Below are 17,322 nucleotides of genomic sequence, written 5' to 3' on the forward strand. Positions count from 1 at the left end.
AAAACAACGATGGCTCACGTACCCCAAATCAAGATTCCCGCCACGTACATGCGCGGCGGCACCAGCAAGGGTGTGTTTTTCCGCCTGCAGGACCTGCCCGAGGCGGCACGCAAGCCGGGCGAGGCGCGCGACCGCCTGCTGCTGCGCGTGATCGGCAGCCCCGACCCGTATGGCAAGCAGATCGACGGCATGGGCGCAGCCACATCGAGCACCAGCAAGACGGTGATCATCTCGAAAAGCACGCGCCCTGACCACGACGTCGACTACCTGTTCGGCCAGGTATCGATCGACCAGCCGTTCGTGGACTGGAGCGGCAACTGCGGCAACCTGTCGGCCGCCGTGGGGCCGTTCGCGATCAGCAACGGCTTTATCGACGCATCGCGGATTCCTGAAAACGGCACCGTGACCGTGAAGATCTGGCAGGCCAACATCGGCAAGACGATCATCTCGCACGTGCCCATCACGAATGGCGCGGTGCAGGAAACCGGCGACTTCGAACTCGACGGCGTCACGTTTCCAGCGGCTGAAGTGCAGCTCGAATTCATGGACCCGGCCGCCGAGGAAGGCGACGACGGCGGCGGCGCGATGTTCCCGACCGGCAACCTGGTCGACGACCTGGAAGTGCCGGGCGTGGGCACGCTGAAGGCCACGATGATCAACGCGGGCATTCCGACGATCTTCGTCAATGCCGAGGCCATCGGCTACACCGGCGCCGAACTCCAGGACGCCATCAACGGCGACCCGAAGGCGCTGGCCATGTTCGAGACGATCCGTGCCTACGGCGCCAAGCGCATGGGCCTGATCCAGGACATCGCCGAGGCGCAGAAGCGCCAGCACACCCCCAAGGTGGCGTTCGTGGCAAAGCCGACCACCTATACGGCGTCGAGCGGCAAGACGGTGGAAGCCGGCGCGGTGGACCTGCTGGTGCGCGCGCTGTCGATGGGCAAGCTGCACCACGCGATGATGGGCACGGCTGCCGTGGCCATTGGCACGGCGGCGGCGGTGCCGGGCACGCTGGTCAACCTGGCGGCCGGCGGCGGTGAACGTGAGGCAGTGCGCTTCGGCCATCCGTCCGGCACCCTGCGCGTGGGCGCCCAGGCCGAGCAAGCGGACGGCCAGTGGACCGTGAAGAAGGCCATCATGAGCCGCAGCGCGCGCGTGCTGATGGAGGGCTGGGTGCGCGTGCCGGGCGACGCGTTCTAACGCATCCGCAACCAAGCGGTTTGTCGTCACGAGGCGGCATCTTTCCGAGAGGGAAGATGCCGCTTTGTCTTATCCAGCATACGTTTGCGGGAGATCAGCCTCATGTGTGCGGATGCTGTTGTGGTTGTCGACGCAACACCGATGCATGGTTATAGTGCACGCTCCGTGGCACATGCCAACGGTCTCATGAACCAACCAGAAGCGGCGCCGCGGTTTCCAAAAGAAGCACGCATCGCGCCGAGATGAGGAGAAATCATGCAACGTTTTGCCAAGCTCACCCCCCTGTCCGCCCTGCTGCTTTCCGCCACGCTGTTTACCGGCGTCGCGCATGCACAGCTGGCCCCGTCCACCAGCGCCACCGCGCCGGCCGGCACCACCGCCGAGGCACGCAAGGCCAACATCGTGATCATTGGTACCGGCGGCACCATCGCCGGCGCCGGTGCATCGGCTACCAACACCGCGGCTTACCAGTCCGCCGTGGTGCCGGTCGACAAGATCATTGCTTCCGTGCCGGAAATCTCGAAGGTCGCCAACGTCAAGGGCGAGCAGATCTTCCAGATCGGGTCGGAAAGCTTCAACAACGAACGCCTGCTCAAGCTGGCCAAGCGCGTGTCCGAACTGCTCAAGCAGCCCGACGTGGACGGCATCGTGATCACGCACGGTACCGACACCATCGAGGAAACCTCGTACTTCCTGAACCTGACGCTAAAGAGCGACAAGCCCGTGGTGGTGGTGGGATCGATGCGTCCGGGCACGGCGCTGGGCGCCGACGGCGCGCTGAACCTGTATGACGCGGTGCTGGTGGCGTCGAGCCCGGCCTCCAAGGGCAAGGGCGCGCTGGTGGTGCTCAACGACGAGATCCACACCGGCCGCGACGTGACCAAGACCAACACGTTCAAGACCGAGACGTTCCGCTCGCCGTTCGGCCCGCTGGGCTACGTGGTGGAAGGCCGCACGCTGTACTACCGCACGCTGGCCCGCCCGCACACGCTGCAGACCGAGTTCGATATCGACAAGATCGACCGCCTGCCCGAAGTGGCCGTGGTCTACGCCTACGGCAACGTGAACCCGGCCAGCATCGATGCCGCCGTGAAGAACGGCGCCAAGGCCATCGTCTACGCCGCCACCGGCAACGGCAGCGTGGGCGACTACATGGTCGAGCCGCTCAAGGCCGCGCAGGCCAAGGGCGTGCAGGTGGTGCGTGCGTCGCGTACCGGCAGCGGCATCGTGGTGCGCAACGCAGAACAGCCGGACGACAAGTACAACTGGATCGTCACCGACGACCAGTTGCCGCAGAAGGCTCGCATCCTGATGGCCCTGGCGCTGACCAAGACCAACGACCCGAAGGCGCTGCAGCAGATCTTTTGGAAGTATTGATGTGTTGAAACGACCGATCTCGTAACTCCACGAGATCAAAGGAGTGCCGTGCTCATCAGCGCCTTGGCGGCGAGCACGGCCTCATCATCGCGTTCCGCGAAGACCGACACCTCGGTCACCACCTGCCGCTTGCCCCGCCGCACCACGTCGGCCACGGCGCGCAGGTCCGCCGACTTTGCCGGCGCCAGGTACTGGATCGACAGCGATCCGGTCGCCCCGCCCTTCACCACTTCCAGGTCCACGGCTGTAAAAGCCGCCGCCGCGCCGGCCACGTCGATCAGTGTCGCAATGACCCCGCCGTGCACCATGTCGCCGACGGTGATGTTCTGCATGCTGAACGGCAGCAGCAATTCCACGTGATCGACCTCGACCAGATCGAAGCGGATGCCCAGCGCGCGTGCGACCGGCGATCCGATCAGCACCGATTCGAGCATGGCGGCATTGCGAGCGTCGACTGGCTTTGAAGACGTGTGGGACATAAGGGGGCTCCCTGGCATCAGCTGGACTGGAATCATGACCTGTCCATCCTAGGTGTCGACCGGGCGCCGCACAATGACCTTGGGAGTAATAAGGGCGCAGCGCAGAAGTGGCGGAAGCGCCAGGGCCGGACGTTTATAATGTGCGGCCCATTACCGTAGCCCCAGTTTCGATGTCCGACCAAGCTCCCGATTTGCCGATCCAGCAGGCCGCTTCCGCCCAGGACGAGGCCCAGGCCCGCCTGAGCGACCGTCCGGACAGCCCGTGCATCGGCATCTGCTCGACCCTGTTCGACGAGGTGTGCCAGGGCTGCGGCCGCACCGCGTTCGAAGTCAGCAACTGGGTGTTCTACGAGGAAGCGGAAAAGCAGGTCATCTGGGAACGGATCACCCGCGAAGGCACCGCGTGGCGCTTCCGCCAGGAATAATCAGCCGCCCGCGAGACGTTTTTCCATATCCTCGACGATCTGGTTCGCCACGCGCTGGCGTGCCAGCTTGCGCCAGCTTTCCGCCAGCGGCGGCAGCTCGGCCATCTCCGACAGCGCATCCAGATTGAGCCGGTCCACATACAGCACGTGCAGCAGGCGCTGCAGGCTCCATTGCGGATACGGCCGCGCCACCAGCACCAGGTGGTCGCCAGCGGCAACCTCGCCTTCCTCGATCACGCGGTAATACCAGCCCGTGCGGCCACTGCCCTGCACCGCCCGCGACATGCCGGCAAACCCGAAGCGATGATTGAGTTTCCAGCACGGCTGGCGGGCCTGTGACACCTCCACCAGCGCCGTGCCCAGCCGGTAGCGGTCGCCAATGCAGACATCGGCTTCCGTCAAACCCGTGGTGCTCAGGTTTTCGCCAAAGGCGCCCGCATGATCGAGCATGGCCAGATGCGCGCCCTGCTCCGCCAGATCGCCGCGCCAGCCTGCATAGTGGTCACGCGGATAGTGGTGCAGCGCCTTTTCGGGGCCGCCGTGATGCTTCGGGTCGCCCTGTTCGTCGATGTCGAGCCCGACCGTGGTCACGCGTGCCAGGCCCTGCACCGCCGTCTTGTCGATGCCGCTCGGCACGCCCTTGGGTCCGAACGAGCGTACCTTGCCCGCCAGCAGCGCGTCGATGCGGATGTCGATTCCAGCCACGCTCACAGCCCTGCCTCCTCCATCCATCGCGCAAACATCAGTTCGCCCGCGCTGGCCACCGTGGCGCCGATCTCGGCCGTGCGGCGCCGGATCGTGCGCGGATCGACGCCAGCCTTGGCCAGCTCGACGGTATGGCCGATCAGCCAGGTTTCGATATCGCCTGGCTTCACCTCGGGGTGGAATTGCAGCGCCAGCACGTGCTTGCCGACGGCATAGGCCTGGTTCGGCGTGGCTGCCGTCGACGCCAGACGCTCGGCGCCCTCGGGCAGGTCGAAGGTATCGCCATGCCAGTGCAGCACTTCCCAGTCGGCATTGGCCAGCACGGCCAGCGGCGAGGCGCGTCCCGCGTCGGTGGGCTGGATCTGCCCCCAGCCAATCTCGCGCGTGCCCGGGTAGACGCGCGCACCGGACGCGGCGGCGATCAACTGCGCGCCAAGGCAGGCGCCAAGAATGGGCAGTTCCTCTTCCAGCCGGTGCCGGATGACGTTGACTTCCGCCTCCAGCCACGGATACGCCTCGGTCTCGTAGACGCCGATGGGCCCGCCCAGCACGACGAGCAGGTCGGCCGGGTCGGTCTGCACCAACGTCAGGTCGTCCACGCCGGCCTGGTAGATGCGGATGTCATGGCCGCGATCGCGTGCCACATCGGCAATCACGCCCGCATGCTCGAAAGCGACGTGCTGGATCACGTCGGTTCGTAACTGGCGTTTGGGTTCGCTCATCGATGGGCACTCCTGTCAGTAAATTCGTTCGTGGTTCGGCGCCGGCGGCGCGAAGCTCCATACGATACCGCACTGCATCATTGCTTGCCCACGGCCGGCTGCAAAACCAATGTATCGAAGCTGTCGCCGCCCGGGTTGCGCCGGTGCGAGCCGATCGTGATGTACTGCACCGCCGCCCATTTGTCGGTCCAGTCACGGTAATGCGGGGACAGCGCATTGCCCGACTGCCCGGTCGACGTCATGAAGCGCGAATCGGACAGATCAGAAAGGTCGTAGATCGCGCGCAGGCTTGCCGCGTGCACGCTTTCGAACGGCGCCTGTTCGTCGCGCAGGTTGTGGCGGCCCACGTCCACCGTATAGGTGTCGCCGCCGGTGCGCACGCGGACATTGAACAGGCTGGACAGGTACGGCACCTTGCCGAACGGCTTGTGCTCGGAACGGGCCGTGTGGGCCTTGCCCCACCGCCATTTGGCCGGATCGTCGCCATAGCGCTGGTCCAGGTCGGCCACGGCACGGCGCCACGCCTGGCCGATCGCATCGGCGCAGGTTTCGCGCGTGGTCGTGCGCGCGTTGTCGCACCAGAACGCGCCCAGCCCCTGCGGGTCGCGCATCGCATTCAGCATTGGCAACTGCACGTTGCGCTGGTCCCACAGGCTATTGAACAGCGGATCGCCGACCTTGTCCTCGAACAGCACGCGCGACAGCTCGCGCAGCCATGCGGTCACCACCAGCGGCTCGGCGCGATCGGCGGCCATCGTGCCGTCCCACTTGCGCAGCGCATCGAACAGCCGCCGCTCGCGCTCGGGGCGGGAGGCATCGCTGGCCACCGGCGCGGCCAGCAGCAGCGGCAGCGCGTCGCGCACCGCCAGCGACACCACGTCCTTCTGGATCACGCCGAAGGTGTCCGGCGTATGGCGCTTCTCGGCATCGAGCAGCGTCTGGATACGCTGGGCCCGGTACGGCACGCTCCATTCACTGGTGATGTAGAACGGGTAGTTGTCATCCACGATCTTCTGGTTGGCCGTGACGATGCTGCCCGATGGCGGATTGAACCGGTGCGGCAACTGGTCGAACGGGATAAAGCCCTGCCAGTCGTACTTGGCGTCCCAGCCGGGGGCCGGCGCCAGGCCCATCAGGTCGTTGTCGGCCCGGCGGATCGGCACCAGTCCCGGCGCGATATAGCCGATATTGCCGTCCACGTCGGCGTAGACCATGTTCTGCTGCGGCGAATGAAAATCGCGCAGCGCGGCAACAAAGCTCTTCCAGTCAGTGGCCGTGCCGATTTTCAGGCTGGCCTGGAAGGTCCGGTCGTCGGGGCGCAGCGCAGTCCACTGGAATGCCACCACATATTGCGCGCCCAGCGGCTTGATCGCCGTGCCAATCGGCTCGGCCACATCCGACATCACCGGCCCATGTCGCGTTGTCCGGACATTGAGCGTCAGGTCGGGCTGGCCCTTGATCTTGATGACTTCGGTACGCGTCTCGAAATCGGCCCAGCCGTCGGGCGTCTGGTAGCGGCCCGGATTGGCCGGGTCGATGCGTTCGATATACAGATCCTGCACATCGGGCGCCGTATTGGTGAAGCCCCAAGCGATGCGCTTGTTATGGCCCAGCACCACCAGCGGCGCGCCAGGCAGCGTGGCGCCGGTCAGGTCCAGCCCCGGTGCCTGCAGATGCGCGAAATACCAGAGCGCCGGCGCCTGCAGCCCCAGGTGCGGATCGTTGGCCAGCAACGGCTTGCCGCTGCGCGTGTGGGCGCCCGATACCACCCAGTTGTTCGATCCCATGCCGTCGACATAACCGGCCGGCGCATGCTCGGACAATTGCGCCATGGCCGTGGCCACCGGGGCCAGCTGGCGATAGAAACTGGCGTAGTCCATGGTCCGCAACGGCTTGTCGCCGGGATACGGCGCCAGGATCTCGGCGATGCGCGCGGTGGGCAACTGCTGGGCCAGGCCCATGCGCAGCACTTCCTGCCGCCAGTTGCCGCCCAGGTCCCAGGCCATCATGGTCTGCCAGCCCAGCGTATCGGCGGGCTCCCAGTGTTCTGGCCGGGTGCCCACCAGCAGAAATTCCGGCGGCAGCGCCGCGCGGCGCGTATCGATATAGGCGTTGACCCCGTCCGCGTATGCCTGCAGCACAGCGCGGGTATCGGCCGGCATTTTGGCCAGCACGGCCTCGGCGTTGCGCCGTACGCCCATCGTGCGCAGGAAGCGGTCGGTATCGAGCGCGCTCGGGCCCAGGATCTCGGCCAGCCGGCCGGCCACGATGCGCTTGTTCATCTGCATCTGCCAGAGCCGGTCCTGCGCATGGACGTAGCCCAACCCGTAATAGGCATCGAGCGCATTGGCAGCCTGGATATGGGGCACGGCGTTGCGGTCGCGCACCACCACCACGCGGTCGCGCAGCCCGGGCAGGTGCAGGGTACCGGCCGTGTCCGGCTGCGATGCCTGCCGATACCAGACGTAGCCGCCGATGGCGCCCGTCAGCCCCAGCACCACCACGCACAGCAACAACCAGCCCAGCCGTTTGAACCAGCGCATCGCAACGTTCCCCCTTTGGAAAGACGCAAGCATCGCAGATTTCCGCCCAGACAAGAATGCCCGGACTTAGCCGGGCATTCCTGATACGTGGTGCCGAAGGCCGGTCAGCCGGACTTCTTCAGTTGCAGCGACTTGTATTCGAGGAATTCCTCCAACCCGAACTTGCCGCCTTCCCGGCCATTGCCCGACTGCTTGAAGCCGCCGAACGGCGCGTTCATGTTGAACGGGCCGCCGTTGATATCGACCTGGCCGGTACGGATACGGCGTGCTACCCGGATGGCGCGCGCCTCGTCGCCGGACCAGACGCCGCCGCCCAGGCCGTAGACACTGTCATTGGCGATGCGGATCGCGTCGTCCTCGGTGTCGTAGCAGATCACCGACAGCACCGGCCCGAAGATTTCCTCCTGCGCCACGGTCGCCTTGGGATCGACATTGCCCAGCACGGTCGGCTTGACGAAGAACCCGCGCTCGAAGCCAGCCGGGGTATCGGGGCCGCCGGCCACCAGTTCGGCACCCTCTTCCAGCCCGCGACGGATATACGCCGTCACGCGTTCCTTCTGCGTTGCCGAGATCAGCGGTCCCATGCGCGTGGTATCCGCCAGCGGATCGCCCAGTGCAAAACCTTCCACGACCTTGGCCGCCACGGCCTTCACCTCGTCGTAGCGGCTGCGCGGCACCAGCATGCGGGTGTGCGCCGAGCAGGTCTGCCCCGAGTTCAGGAAGCAGGCCGAGATGGTGCCCTTGACGGCCGCCGCCAGGTCCGCATCGTCCAGGATCACCGACGCCGACTTGCCGCCCAGCTCCAGCGCCACGCGCTTCACCGATTGCGCGGCCAGCTCGGACACGCGCTTGCCGGCACGGGTGGAACCCGTGAACGACACCATATCCACTTCCGGATGGCTGGCCAGTACCTCGCCCACCACCGGGCCATAGCCCGTGACCAGGTTGAACACGCCCGGCGGCAGGCCGGCGGCTTCGATCACCTCGGCCAGCACAAACGCATTGAGCGGCGCCACTTCCGACGGCTTGAGCACCACGGTGCAGCCCGCGGCCAGCGCCGGCGCCACCTTCAGCGTGATCTGGTTCAATGGGTAGTTCCACGGGGTGATGGCTGCCACCACGCCCACCGGTTCACGCACGACCAGCGAATTGCCGACCTGCTCCTCGAACGGGAACGCTTCGAGCAGTGCGGCGGCCTGGCCCCAGTTGTATACCGGCCCGCCCACCTGGATGGCGCGCGCCAGCTTGATCGGCATGCCCACTTCCCCGGCAATCAGTTGCGCCAGTTCCTCGGTGCGGTCCTTCAGCCCTTCGGCGATCTTGCGGATATAGCGGGCGCGCTCGGCGGCGGGCGTAGCGGCCCAGCCATCGAATGCCGCACGGGCGGCTGCAATGGCATCCTCGGCGTCACGCGCATGTCCCTCGGGGATCTTGCCCATGACCGCCTCGGTGGCGGAATGGATGACTTCAATATTTCCCGTGCCGTGGGGGGTCACCCACTTGCCGTTGATAAACAGTTTGTCTCGTTGTTGCATGGCCACAGCCCTCGTCAGGTGGATCGGCGGAGTGCAAAGTTTTTGTTACTTTTATGGTGCACCACATTGTAGGCTGGTTTGCGAGTTCACTTTTTTGTGATCGCAAGCAGGTCCAGACAACAAGATGGCGATAATCGGCCGCACAAGATTCACCCCGAGGGCCTCGCCGCGGGCGGCCGATCCATAACAAAGGAGCGAGACATGGTCGACCCGATCTATCACAAGACGGACGCTGGTCAGGAGGAAATCCGCACGCGCGCCCGCAAGCTGGACCACAAGCTGCGCGCGTTGCTGCTGATCGTGAACGGAGAGCGCGCCAAGTCTGAACTGCTGGCGCAAGTCAGTGGCATGGGCGTGGGCGAGGAGTCGTTCGACACGCTGCTGGCCCTGGGCCTGGTCGAACCGCTGCCCGACACCCAGAGCCAGGCGTCGGCACCCCCCGCCGCCCGACCGGCCAGGCAGCCGGCCACCGGCAAACCCACCGACACCAACCTGTTCGCCGCCTATTCGGGCTTCAATTCAGCCGGCGGCAAAGGCATCGACGACCGCGTCGACGACCGCGACGTGCTGGCCGACACCACCATCGCCCCGGCCATGACCCCAGTGGCCGCCACCGCCCCGTCCGGCGCCGACGGCTACAAGCGGCTGTACCACTTCTATACCGACGTGATCGGCAACCACCTGGGGCTGCGCGGCTACGTGCTGCAGGTGAAGGTGGAAAAGGCGTCCACCGTGGTGGAACTGGCCGCTCTGCGCGACACGCTGGGCACCGCCCTGCAAAAAGCCAAGGGCGACATCACGGCCCACGCGATCATCGACCAGCTTGACGATCTGCTGGCGGAGATGGGGGTGGCGCCGGCACGGTAGCGTGCTCGCGCTTCCGGCTCTCCCGTCTGCTTTTGCTCCCCTCTCCCGCCTTGCGGGAGAGGGGAGAAAGACAGCAGGTAGGCGACGGCTGGTGGCACTACTCCGCCGACTCCGCCGGCGTCCCCACCGTATACCAATCCACCTTCCTCGTCACCGCCATGATGCAGGCCAGCATCACGAACAGCAGCAGGGATCCCAGCACCAGCGCGTTGTCCTCGGACACCAGCAGCCCATAGAGCGCGCCGTAGAGTGCCGTGAGCAAACCCGCGAAGCCCGCGCCGCGCTGCCAGCTATGCAGCACGAAAGTCAGGTAAAAGCCCAGCAGGCCGATACATGCGGCGCTGGCGGCCAGGTAGGCCACCAGGAACGGCACGTGCTCCGACAAGCTGACCAGCAGCAGGAAGAACATCGCCAGCGCCATGCCGGCCAGCAGGTACTGGATCGGATGGATGCGCAGACGCTTGACCAGCTCGAACATGTACAGCCCGGCGAAAGTCAGCAACACAAACAGCAGGCCGTACTTCACCGCGCGTTCCGCCTTCACGTAGATGTTGACCGGCTCCATCAGCGTGACCGATGCCGCCTGCAGCGACATGACGTCACCTGCGCCGGGGTTGCCGGCCAGTTGATCGCGTACGCGGGTATTGAACGACGTCACCGACCATTCCGCGATAAAGCCATCGTCGGTCACGGTGCGCTGGCGCGGCAGGAAGTCGCCGTCGAAGCTGGGATGCGGCCAGGCCGATTTCAGCGTGAACTGGTTGTGGTCAGCCACCGGCGCCATCGCGATCGACCGCGCACCAAGTACCGACAACGTCAGCTTGAACGGCACCGTGCGCGACTCCACCGGCTTGCCGGCCGCGCTGCTGGCATCGATGCGCGCGTGCAGACCCTGCGACAGGCTTTCGAGCCGCGTGCCTTGCTGCAGGGCAATCGGCTTGCCGTCGAGCTGCAGCACCGGCTGCGCCAGCAGCCCGCGCATATCGCCCACGCCCACCACCACATAGGGCTGCCCCATGACGAAGCGAACGTGGCCGGCTGACTTCGGCATGTCCTCGTCCGAATTCAGGTCGGGCAGCGCGATGGTGCCCGACCACTGGCTCGCGGTTTCATAGACGATGGTCTTGTGGATGCCGCGATAACGCTCGCCCGGCGTCATTTCCGCGCGGACCTGCAGGGTCTTCGGAAACACCAGCAGGCGCCGGGTTTCCTCGCGCTGCTGCGGCGGCACCGTACCCGGGACGGTCAGTACTTCCTTGTAGGGCACCACGATGATCGGGCCCGACAGGGTCTGCGGCCCGGCGTAGCTCTGCCAGATGCCGCGCTCGGCGGCGTCGCGGTACTGGCTGCGCTCGCGCACGATGCCAAGCACCATCTGCAGCGCGGTCCACAACAGCAGGATCACGCCGGCAATGATCACGATTCGGTAAAACAGGGCCTTGTTCATGGAAAGTCTTGCGAGTGAAGATGCGGCAAGACTAGCCAGCGGATGTGCGGGCGATATGAGCGCGGTGTGGAGTGAATGTGGAGCCCCGTGGCCCCGCGTGAAGCGACGGTGAAGCCGGCTTGGCGTCAGGCCGCCACGGGCAGCACCAGCTCCGCGCGCGCCCCGCCGCCATCGCGATTGCCGACGGTCACCTCGCCCTGGTGCAGCAGCGCCACTTCCCGCACCAGGCACAGGCCCAGCCCCGTGCCACGGTCCGCACCATCGGGACGCGGCAGCGAGTAGAACCGTTCGAACAGCCGCGACATCGCGAAGTCCGGAATGCCCGGGCCCCGATCGTCGATGCGCAATACCACCTGGTCGTGCCGGGGCGCGCGCTCCAGCGTCACGTCGATCGTCGAACCCGCCGGCGCGAAATCGAGCGCGTTGTCGAGCAGGTTGACGATGGCCTGCCGCAGCAGGAACACGTCGCCAGTCACCGGGGGAATCGAGGCCGGCGGCGTCCATGCCAGCCGCACGCCGCGCTGGCGCGCCCGGGGTTCCAGCGACTGCACGATCTGATCGATTTCCGTCACCAGCCGCACGGGCTCGCGCTTTTCCAGGTGCTGGCGTTGCTCCACCTCGGCCAGCGTCAGCAGCTTGCGGATTAGCAAGTCCAGCCGCTGCGCCTGGCCGCGGATATTGCCCACAAAGCGCTGCCGGTCGGCGGCAGGCATGTCCTCCTGCAGCAACTCGGCCGCGCCGTGAATGGCCGCGAGCGGGCTTTTCATCTCGTGCGTCAGCGTGTGGATGTAGTGCTCCACGTACTGCTTGTCTTCGAGCCTTAGCCGCATGGTTTCCACCGCGCGGCCCAGCTCGGCCAACTCGCTGGCGCCTCGCAACGGCATTTCCGCGCGATCGCCAGCGGCCACGGCGCGCGCATAGCGCTGGAGCTTGCGCAGGCCAAACACCAGCCACAACGTGCACAGCACGCCAATCGCCGCCGCCCCGCCGATCAGCAGCAATCCGTAGGTCAGGATCACGCCCTGGCTGCGCGCAATGAACGGCGCCATGGTGCGATTGGGCTTGGCCACGGTCAGGACGCCGATGATGTGCCCGCCGTCGCGGATCGGCGCCGCCACGTACATCACCGAACTGCTCTCGTCATTGGGGTCAGACCGGGTGCTGCGTGCGCCATATTTTCCCTGAAGGGTCAGATGCACGTCGTTCCAGCGCGAATAATCGGCGCCCACCGCCGTGCCCGCCGTATCGAAGCGCACGATGCCGTGATTGTCAGTGATGTAGATGCGGTAGCCGACGGCGTCCTTGTGCAGGCCCCACACGCTGGCATCCACGGGCTGCTCGCGCAGCCGGGCCATCCGCTGGGCAAACGCACCCTGGGCGATGTTTCCGCTCTTGAGGTCATCGGCAGCCAGCACGGCCAGCACGTGGGCGGTATCCACCAGCGTGTCTTCCATGGCCTGCCGCACGCCCGGCTTCACCTCCTGCACGAACACGCGCAGCGTCAGGAACGCCGCCAGGCCGACGACGAGGAAGAAACCGAAGAAAATCCGCAGTCCAATGTGCATGGTGCAATCCGGGGCAGTCGGCGCTCAGGCTTCGAGCGAGTAGCCCATGCCGCGATGGGTGCGGATCGGGTCGCCGTCGGGGTCCACTTCGCGTAGCTTCGCGCGCAGCGTCTTCACATGGGTATCGACGGTGCGGTCGACCGTGTCTAGCGCGTCGTGCCAGACCAGGTCCATCAGCTGGGTACGGGCGTAGATGCGGCCGGGATGCTGCACCAGCAACGCCAGCAGCCGGTATTCATAGCGCGTCAGGTCCAGCCATTGGCCACGGTAGCTCACGCGTGCCCGGTCGGCGTCGTGATGGAAGCCTTCCGACTGCTCCGTGACTGGATTCGCTGGCGCGGCCTCGGGCTGCGACCGCACCCGCCGCAGGATTACGCGCACCCTTGCCGCCAGTTCCCGGGGCGAGAACGGCTTGACCACGTAGTCGTCGGCACCGATTTCCAGGCCCACGATGCGGTCGATTTCCTCATGGCGCGCCGTCAGGAAGATCACGGGCACATTGGAAAACGTACGCAGGGTGCGGCAGACCTCGAAGCCGTTGATGTCAGGCAGGCCAACGTCGAGGATCACCAGGTCTGGCTGCTTGGTTCGCAGCCGCGTCAAGGCATCGCCACCCAGCGTGCAGTGCTCGGCCAGCATGCCGTCCGTGCGCAGCGCGTACAGGATGGTATCGGCAATGGCGGATTCGTCTTCGACGACAAGGATGGCGGGTGGATTCATGGACGCTGCGCGGCTGGAGTGGCGCTGCGTATTATCCGCCATCGCGACCATTGCGCGCCGGTTCGGGCACATCGAGCAATTGCCTGAGGCGGCGGAGGAAGGCGTCGAGGTCGAGCGGACGGCGACGGTGCATGGCTGGATCTCCGGGGGATGAACGGGAGGCCCAGTGTCGGCGGGGGGAGTGAAGGGATTGTGTGGTGGGGGTGAAGCGGTGGGGGTGTTGCACCGCTGCTTTGTTGCTCCCCTCTCCCGCATGGCGGGAGAGGGGTTGGGGGTGAGGGTCGGTGGTTCAAATTGCCACTTTTCGGCCAGCAGAACCTCAACGCCCTCACCCCCGCCCCTCTCCCGGAGGGAGAGGGGAGAAAACCAAAGCGGGCGGAGGTTGCTTAAGCCTCGATACCCTGCGACTGCAGATACTCGTCGTACGTGCCCAGGTAGTCGGTGATCGTGCCGTCGGGGCGCACTTCGATCACGCGCGTGGCCAGGCCGTTGATCAGTTCGCGGTCATGCGACACGAAGATCAGCGTGCCCGTGAACTTGTCCAGCGCGATCTGCAGCGATTCGATCGACTCCATGTCCATGTGGTTTGTCGGCTCGTCCATGGCCAGCACGTTGTGGCGGCCCAGCATCAGCTTGCCCCAGATCATGCGGCCCTTCTCGCCACCGGACAGCACCTTGACGTTCTTCTTGATGTCGTCGGCCGAGAACAGCAGGCGGCCCAGCGTGCCGCGCAGCGACTGGTCGTCGTCGCCGGCCTGCGTCCACTGGCTCATCCAGTCCATCACGTTCACGTCGTTCGGGAATTCCTCGTACGTGTCCTGGGGCATGTAGCCCACGTTGGCGTTCTCGGCCCACTTGACCAGGCCGCGGTCCACTTCCACCCCGCGCTGCACGCCGTCCTGCACGATGTTGTTCAGCAGGCTGCGCAGCAGCGTGGTCTTGCCCGCGCCGTTCTCGCCGATGATGGCCACGCGCTCGCCGGCCTGCACCGCCATCGACAGATGGTTGATGATCTTGCGGTCGTAGGTCTTGGTGATTTCCTCGACTTCCACGGCCAGGTTGTGCAGCTTCTTCTCGAATTCGAAGCGCACGAACGGGTTCTGGCGCGACGACGGCTTGATGTCCTCGACCTTGATCTTGTCGATCTGCTTGGCACGCGACGTGGCCTGGCGCGCCTTGGACTTGTTGGCCGAGAAGCGGCGCACAAAGTCCTGCAGTTCGGTGATGCGCTCCTTGGCACGCGCGTTGGCGGCCATCTGGCGCTCGCGGGCCTGCATCGACGCCTGCATGTAGTCGTCGTAGTTGCCCGGGTAGACCTTCAGCGTGCCGTAGTCCATGTCGGCCATGTGCGTGCACACGGAGTTCAGGAAGTGGCGATCGTGCGAGATGATGATCATGGTGGAGTTGCGCTCGTTGAGCACGTCTTCCAGCCAGCGGATCGTGTTGATGTCCAGGTTGTTGGTCGGTTCGTCCAGCAGCAGCACGTCCGGATTCGAGAACAGCGCCTGCGCCAGCAGCACCCGCAGCTTCCAGCCCGGGGCGATGTCGCTCATCGGGCCCTGGTGCTGGTCGGTGGGGATACCCACGCCCAGCAGCAGCTCGCCGGCACGTGCCTCGGCCGTGTAGCCGTCGTACTCGGCGTACTTGGCTTCCAGCTCGGCGGCCTTCATGTAGTCTTCGTCGGTGGCCTCGGGGTTGGCGTAGATGGCGTCGCGCTCGCTGGCGGCGGCCCACATCTCGGTATGGCCCATCATCACCACGTCGAGCACGCGGTTGTCTTCATACGCAAACTGGTCCTGGCGCAGCTTGCCCAGGCGGATGCCCGGCTCCAGCATCACCGTGCCGGCCGACTGTTCCAGGTCGGCGCCCAGGATCTTCATGAACGTGGACTTGCCGCAGCCGTTCGCGCCAATCAGGCCGTAGCGGTTGCCCTCGCCGAACTTGACCGAGATATTCTCGAACAACGGCTTGGGGCCGAACTGCATGGTGATGTTTGCGGTAGAAAGCACGTCTGAACCTTGTCTGGAGTGTGGCAATGCCCCGTGGGCATCGCCCGCTGGCGGCCGGTTTCTGGCGGCACGCACCCGATTGGCGTGCCCGGCGCAGCGAAATTGAGGAGATAACCCGTGATTTTACCACTCACGGGGCGTATCCGTCAGCCGTGGCCTAGAGCGTCGGATATCCCGACAACGCCAGGGTGAAGCCATCGGCACTGGCTTCGAGCCGGGCCTGCGCGCCCACCGGCAGCGTCAGCTTGCGCGGGCAATGTCCGAACGGCAGGTCGGTCAGCACCGGAATACGCAGATGCTCGCGCAGGTAGCCGAATACGGCGGCCATGTCGTAGCCGTTGTCGTAGTCGGTGGTGCGGTAATTGGAGAAATCGCCCAGCACGATGGCCTGTTGCGAGTCCAGCACGCCGGCCTGCAGCAACTGCAGCAGCATGCGCTCCACCCGATACGGTGGCTCGTTGATGTCTTCCAGAAACACGATGCCGCCCGCCACCTTTGGCATGTACGGCGTGCCCAGCAAACTGCACAGCATGGCCAGGTTGCCGCCCCAGAGCGTGCCCTCCACCGTGGCCGGCGCCGCCACCTGCGGCGCGGACACTTCGATCCGGTGAGCCGGATCGCGCAGGATGGCCTCGAAGTGGCTCCACATGAACGGATCGACGTGTTCCTCGCCGAAATCGGCCAGCAGCATCGGGCCGGCGAACGTGACACCGCCAGTGGCGGCCAGGTACGCCAGCTGGAACGCGGTGAAATCGCTATGACCGACGATGGGCGTGCCGCTGGCGCGAGCCTGTTCGGCAATGCGCGCGAAATCGATCCGGGCCAGCAGGCGTGCCAGACCGTAGCCGCCGCGTACCGCCAGCGTCAGCTCCTTGCCCTTGCCGGTGCCGATGGCATGCAGGTCGGCCAGACGCTCGTCGTCGGTGCCGCCAAAGCGCTGGTAACGGCGCGCGAGGATATCGGGATTGCTGACGTGGTACCCGTGGTGTTTCAGCCAGGCGCAGCCGCGCGCGGCAATCGCCACGTCGTGCGGGTATCCCGAGGATGCGATCAGTCTGACTTCGGTGGGTTGGCTCATGCTTCGGATGTTGACGGTACGGCAGTCGGAAGCATGGATTCTCGCCTAATCGGGCGACGATGGCGAGGGTGGCGCCGCCTGCCCTTCGGCCTTTGCTTCGCCGTCGGCCTGGCTGGCCGCCGGTTGTGTAGCCAGTTGCGCAGCCTTCTGCGCGGCTTTCTGCGCGCGGCGCCGGGCGCCAAAGAAATCGCGCAGCATCTGACCGCACTCTTCCGCCATCACGCCCCGCGCGAGCGTGGTCTGATGATTCAACGTGGCCTGCGCGAACAAGTCGACGACGCTGCCTGCCGCGCCGGTCTTGGGGTCGGTGGCGCCAAACACCACGTGCTTGAGCCGCGCATGCAGGATGGCGCCGCTGCACATGGCGCACGGCTCCAGCGTCACATAGAGTTCGCACTCGGGCATGCGGTAGTTACCCAGCACCTTGGCTGCGGCACGCAACGCCTGCATTTCTGCGTGCGCCGAGGGGTCCACCGAGCGGATCGGCAGGTTATGGCCACGCGCGATGATCTCGTCGTTCCAGACCACCACGGCGCCCACCGGCACCTCGCCGGCCGCCTCGGCCAGGCGCGCCTCTTCCAGCGCCGCCGCCATGAAGAAGCGGTCGCGCGCGGCTTCGTCGGCGAACGTCGGCGCGACGGACATGG

16 protein-coding genes are annotated in these 17,322 nt (G+C 65.8%); 5 read left to right on the forward strand and 11 right to left on the reverse strand.

Annotation, left to right across the window (positions count from 1 at the left end; all coding sequences use genetic code 11):
* The first annotated feature begins 9 nt into the window (after window positions 1-9).
* Complete coding sequence (gene prpF / locus MFF62_RS13515) at window positions 10-1,203, forward strand: 2-methylaconitate cis-trans isomerase PrpF (protein ID WP_238263643.1); 1,194 nt, start codon at window positions 10-12, stop codon at window positions 1,201-1,203.
* Between the two features lie 255 nt (window positions 1,204-1,458).
* Window positions 1,459-2,580, forward strand: a complete 1,122-nt coding sequence (locus MFF62_RS13520) for an asparaginase (protein WP_238263644.1) — start codon at window positions 1,459-1,461, stop codon at window positions 2,578-2,580.
* Between the two features lie 35 nt (window positions 2,581-2,615).
* Here MFF62_RS13520 and MFF62_RS13525 read toward each other — a convergent pair whose 3' ends face one another.
* Window positions 2,616-3,059 carry a PaaI family thioesterase gene (locus MFF62_RS13525; protein ID WP_238263645.1) on the reverse strand — a complete coding sequence of 148 codons (444 nt, stop codon included), beginning with the start codon at window positions 3,057-3,059 and terminating at the stop codon, window positions 2,616-2,618.
* Window positions 3,060-3,229: 170 nt separating this feature from the next.
* On the opposite strand from MFF62_RS13525, the gene MFF62_RS13530 reads away from it, so the two are divergent.
* Complete coding sequence (locus MFF62_RS13530) at window positions 3,230-3,484, forward strand: DUF1289 domain-containing protein (RefSeq protein WP_238263646.1); 255 nt, start codon at window positions 3,230-3,232, stop codon at window positions 3,482-3,484.
* Here the strand turns inward: MFF62_RS13530 and MFF62_RS13535 are convergent, their stop codons facing one another.
* The 4 genes from MFF62_RS13535 to MFF62_RS13550 form a co-directional block, all read right to left on the reverse strand.
* Window positions 3,485-4,216, reverse strand: a complete 732-nt coding sequence (locus MFF62_RS13535; RefSeq protein WP_404990748.1) for an MOSC domain-containing protein — start codon at window positions 4,214-4,216, stop codon at window positions 3,485-3,487.
* Entirely contained in the window at window positions 4,192-4,911 is a 720-nt protein-coding gene (locus MFF62_RS13540; protein ID WP_238263648.1) for a glutamine amidotransferase, read from the reverse strand. The genes MFF62_RS13535 and MFF62_RS13540 overlap by 25 nt, the downstream gene beginning before the upstream one ends.
* A gap of 77 nt (window positions 4,912-4,988) precedes the next feature.
* Window positions 4,989-7,454, reverse strand: coding sequence for a penicillin acylase family protein (locus MFF62_RS13545; RefSeq protein WP_238263649.1), 2,466 nt, complete (start codon window positions 7,452-7,454; stop codon window positions 4,989-4,991).
* A 104-nt stretch (window positions 7,455-7,558) separates the two neighbouring features.
* Entirely contained in the window at window positions 7,559-8,989 is a 1,431-nt protein-coding gene (locus MFF62_RS13550; protein WP_238263650.1) for an aldehyde dehydrogenase family protein, read from the reverse strand.
* 201 nt (window positions 8,990-9,190) lie between these two features.
* Here MFF62_RS13550 and MFF62_RS13555 point away from each other — a divergent pair, with 201 nt between their 5' ends.
* Entirely contained in the window at window positions 9,191-9,856 is a 666-nt protein-coding gene (locus MFF62_RS13555) for a hypothetical protein (RefSeq protein WP_238263651.1), read from the forward strand.
* A gap of 97 nt (window positions 9,857-9,953) precedes the next feature.
* Here the strand turns inward: MFF62_RS13555 and creD are convergent, their stop codons facing one another.
* The 3 genes from creD to creB form a co-directional block, all read right to left on the reverse strand.
* Window positions 9,954-11,303, reverse strand: a complete 1,350-nt coding sequence (gene creD / locus MFF62_RS13560; protein ID WP_238263652.1) for a cell envelope integrity protein CreD — start codon at window positions 11,301-11,303, stop codon at window positions 9,954-9,956.
* Window positions 11,304-11,428: 125 nt separating this feature from the next.
* Entirely contained in the window at window positions 11,429-12,868 is a 1,440-nt protein-coding gene (gene creC / locus MFF62_RS13565) for a two-component system sensor histidine kinase CreC (RefSeq protein ID WP_238263653.1), read from the reverse strand.
* Between the two features lie 24 nt (window positions 12,869-12,892).
* Window positions 12,893-13,588, reverse strand: coding sequence for a two-component system response regulator CreB (creB, locus tag MFF62_RS13570; protein ID WP_238263654.1), 696 nt, complete (start codon window positions 13,586-13,588; stop codon window positions 12,893-12,895).
* On the opposite strand from creB, the gene MFF62_RS13575 reads away from it, so the two are divergent.
* Complete coding sequence (locus MFF62_RS13575; RefSeq protein ID WP_238263655.1) at window positions 13,587-13,742, forward strand: hypothetical protein; 156 nt, start codon at window positions 13,587-13,589, stop codon at window positions 13,740-13,742. The genes creB and MFF62_RS13575 overlap by 2 nt on opposite strands.
* Window positions 13,743-13,974: 232 nt before the next feature.
* Here MFF62_RS13575 and MFF62_RS13580 read toward each other — a convergent pair whose 3' ends face one another.
* From MFF62_RS13580 to tadA, 3 genes are all read right to left on the reverse strand, one after another.
* Window positions 13,975-15,597, reverse strand: coding sequence for an ABC-F family ATPase (locus MFF62_RS13580; protein ID WP_238263656.1), 1,623 nt, complete (start codon window positions 15,595-15,597; stop codon window positions 13,975-13,977).
* A gap of 157 nt (window positions 15,598-15,754) precedes the next feature.
* A complete protein-coding gene (gene ldcA, locus MFF62_RS13585) occupies window positions 15,755-16,675 on the reverse strand; it encodes a muramoyltetrapeptide carboxypeptidase (RefSeq protein WP_238263657.1) in 921 nt (306 codons plus the stop codon).
* Window positions 16,676-16,720: 45 nt separating this feature from the next.
* Window positions 16,721-17,320: a tRNA adenosine(34) deaminase TadA gene (tadA, locus tag MFF62_RS13590; protein ID WP_238263658.1), complete on the reverse strand. Its 600-nt coding sequence runs from the start codon at window positions 17,318-17,320 to the stop codon at window positions 16,721-16,723.
* Between the last annotated feature and the right edge of the window lie 2 nt (window positions 17,321-17,322).

Origin of the sequence: Cupriavidus pauculus (assembly GCF_022179805.1) — a bacterium.
Classification (GTDB): domain Bacteria; phylum Pseudomonadota; class Gammaproteobacteria; order Burkholderiales; family Burkholderiaceae; genus Cupriavidus; species Cupriavidus pauculus_E.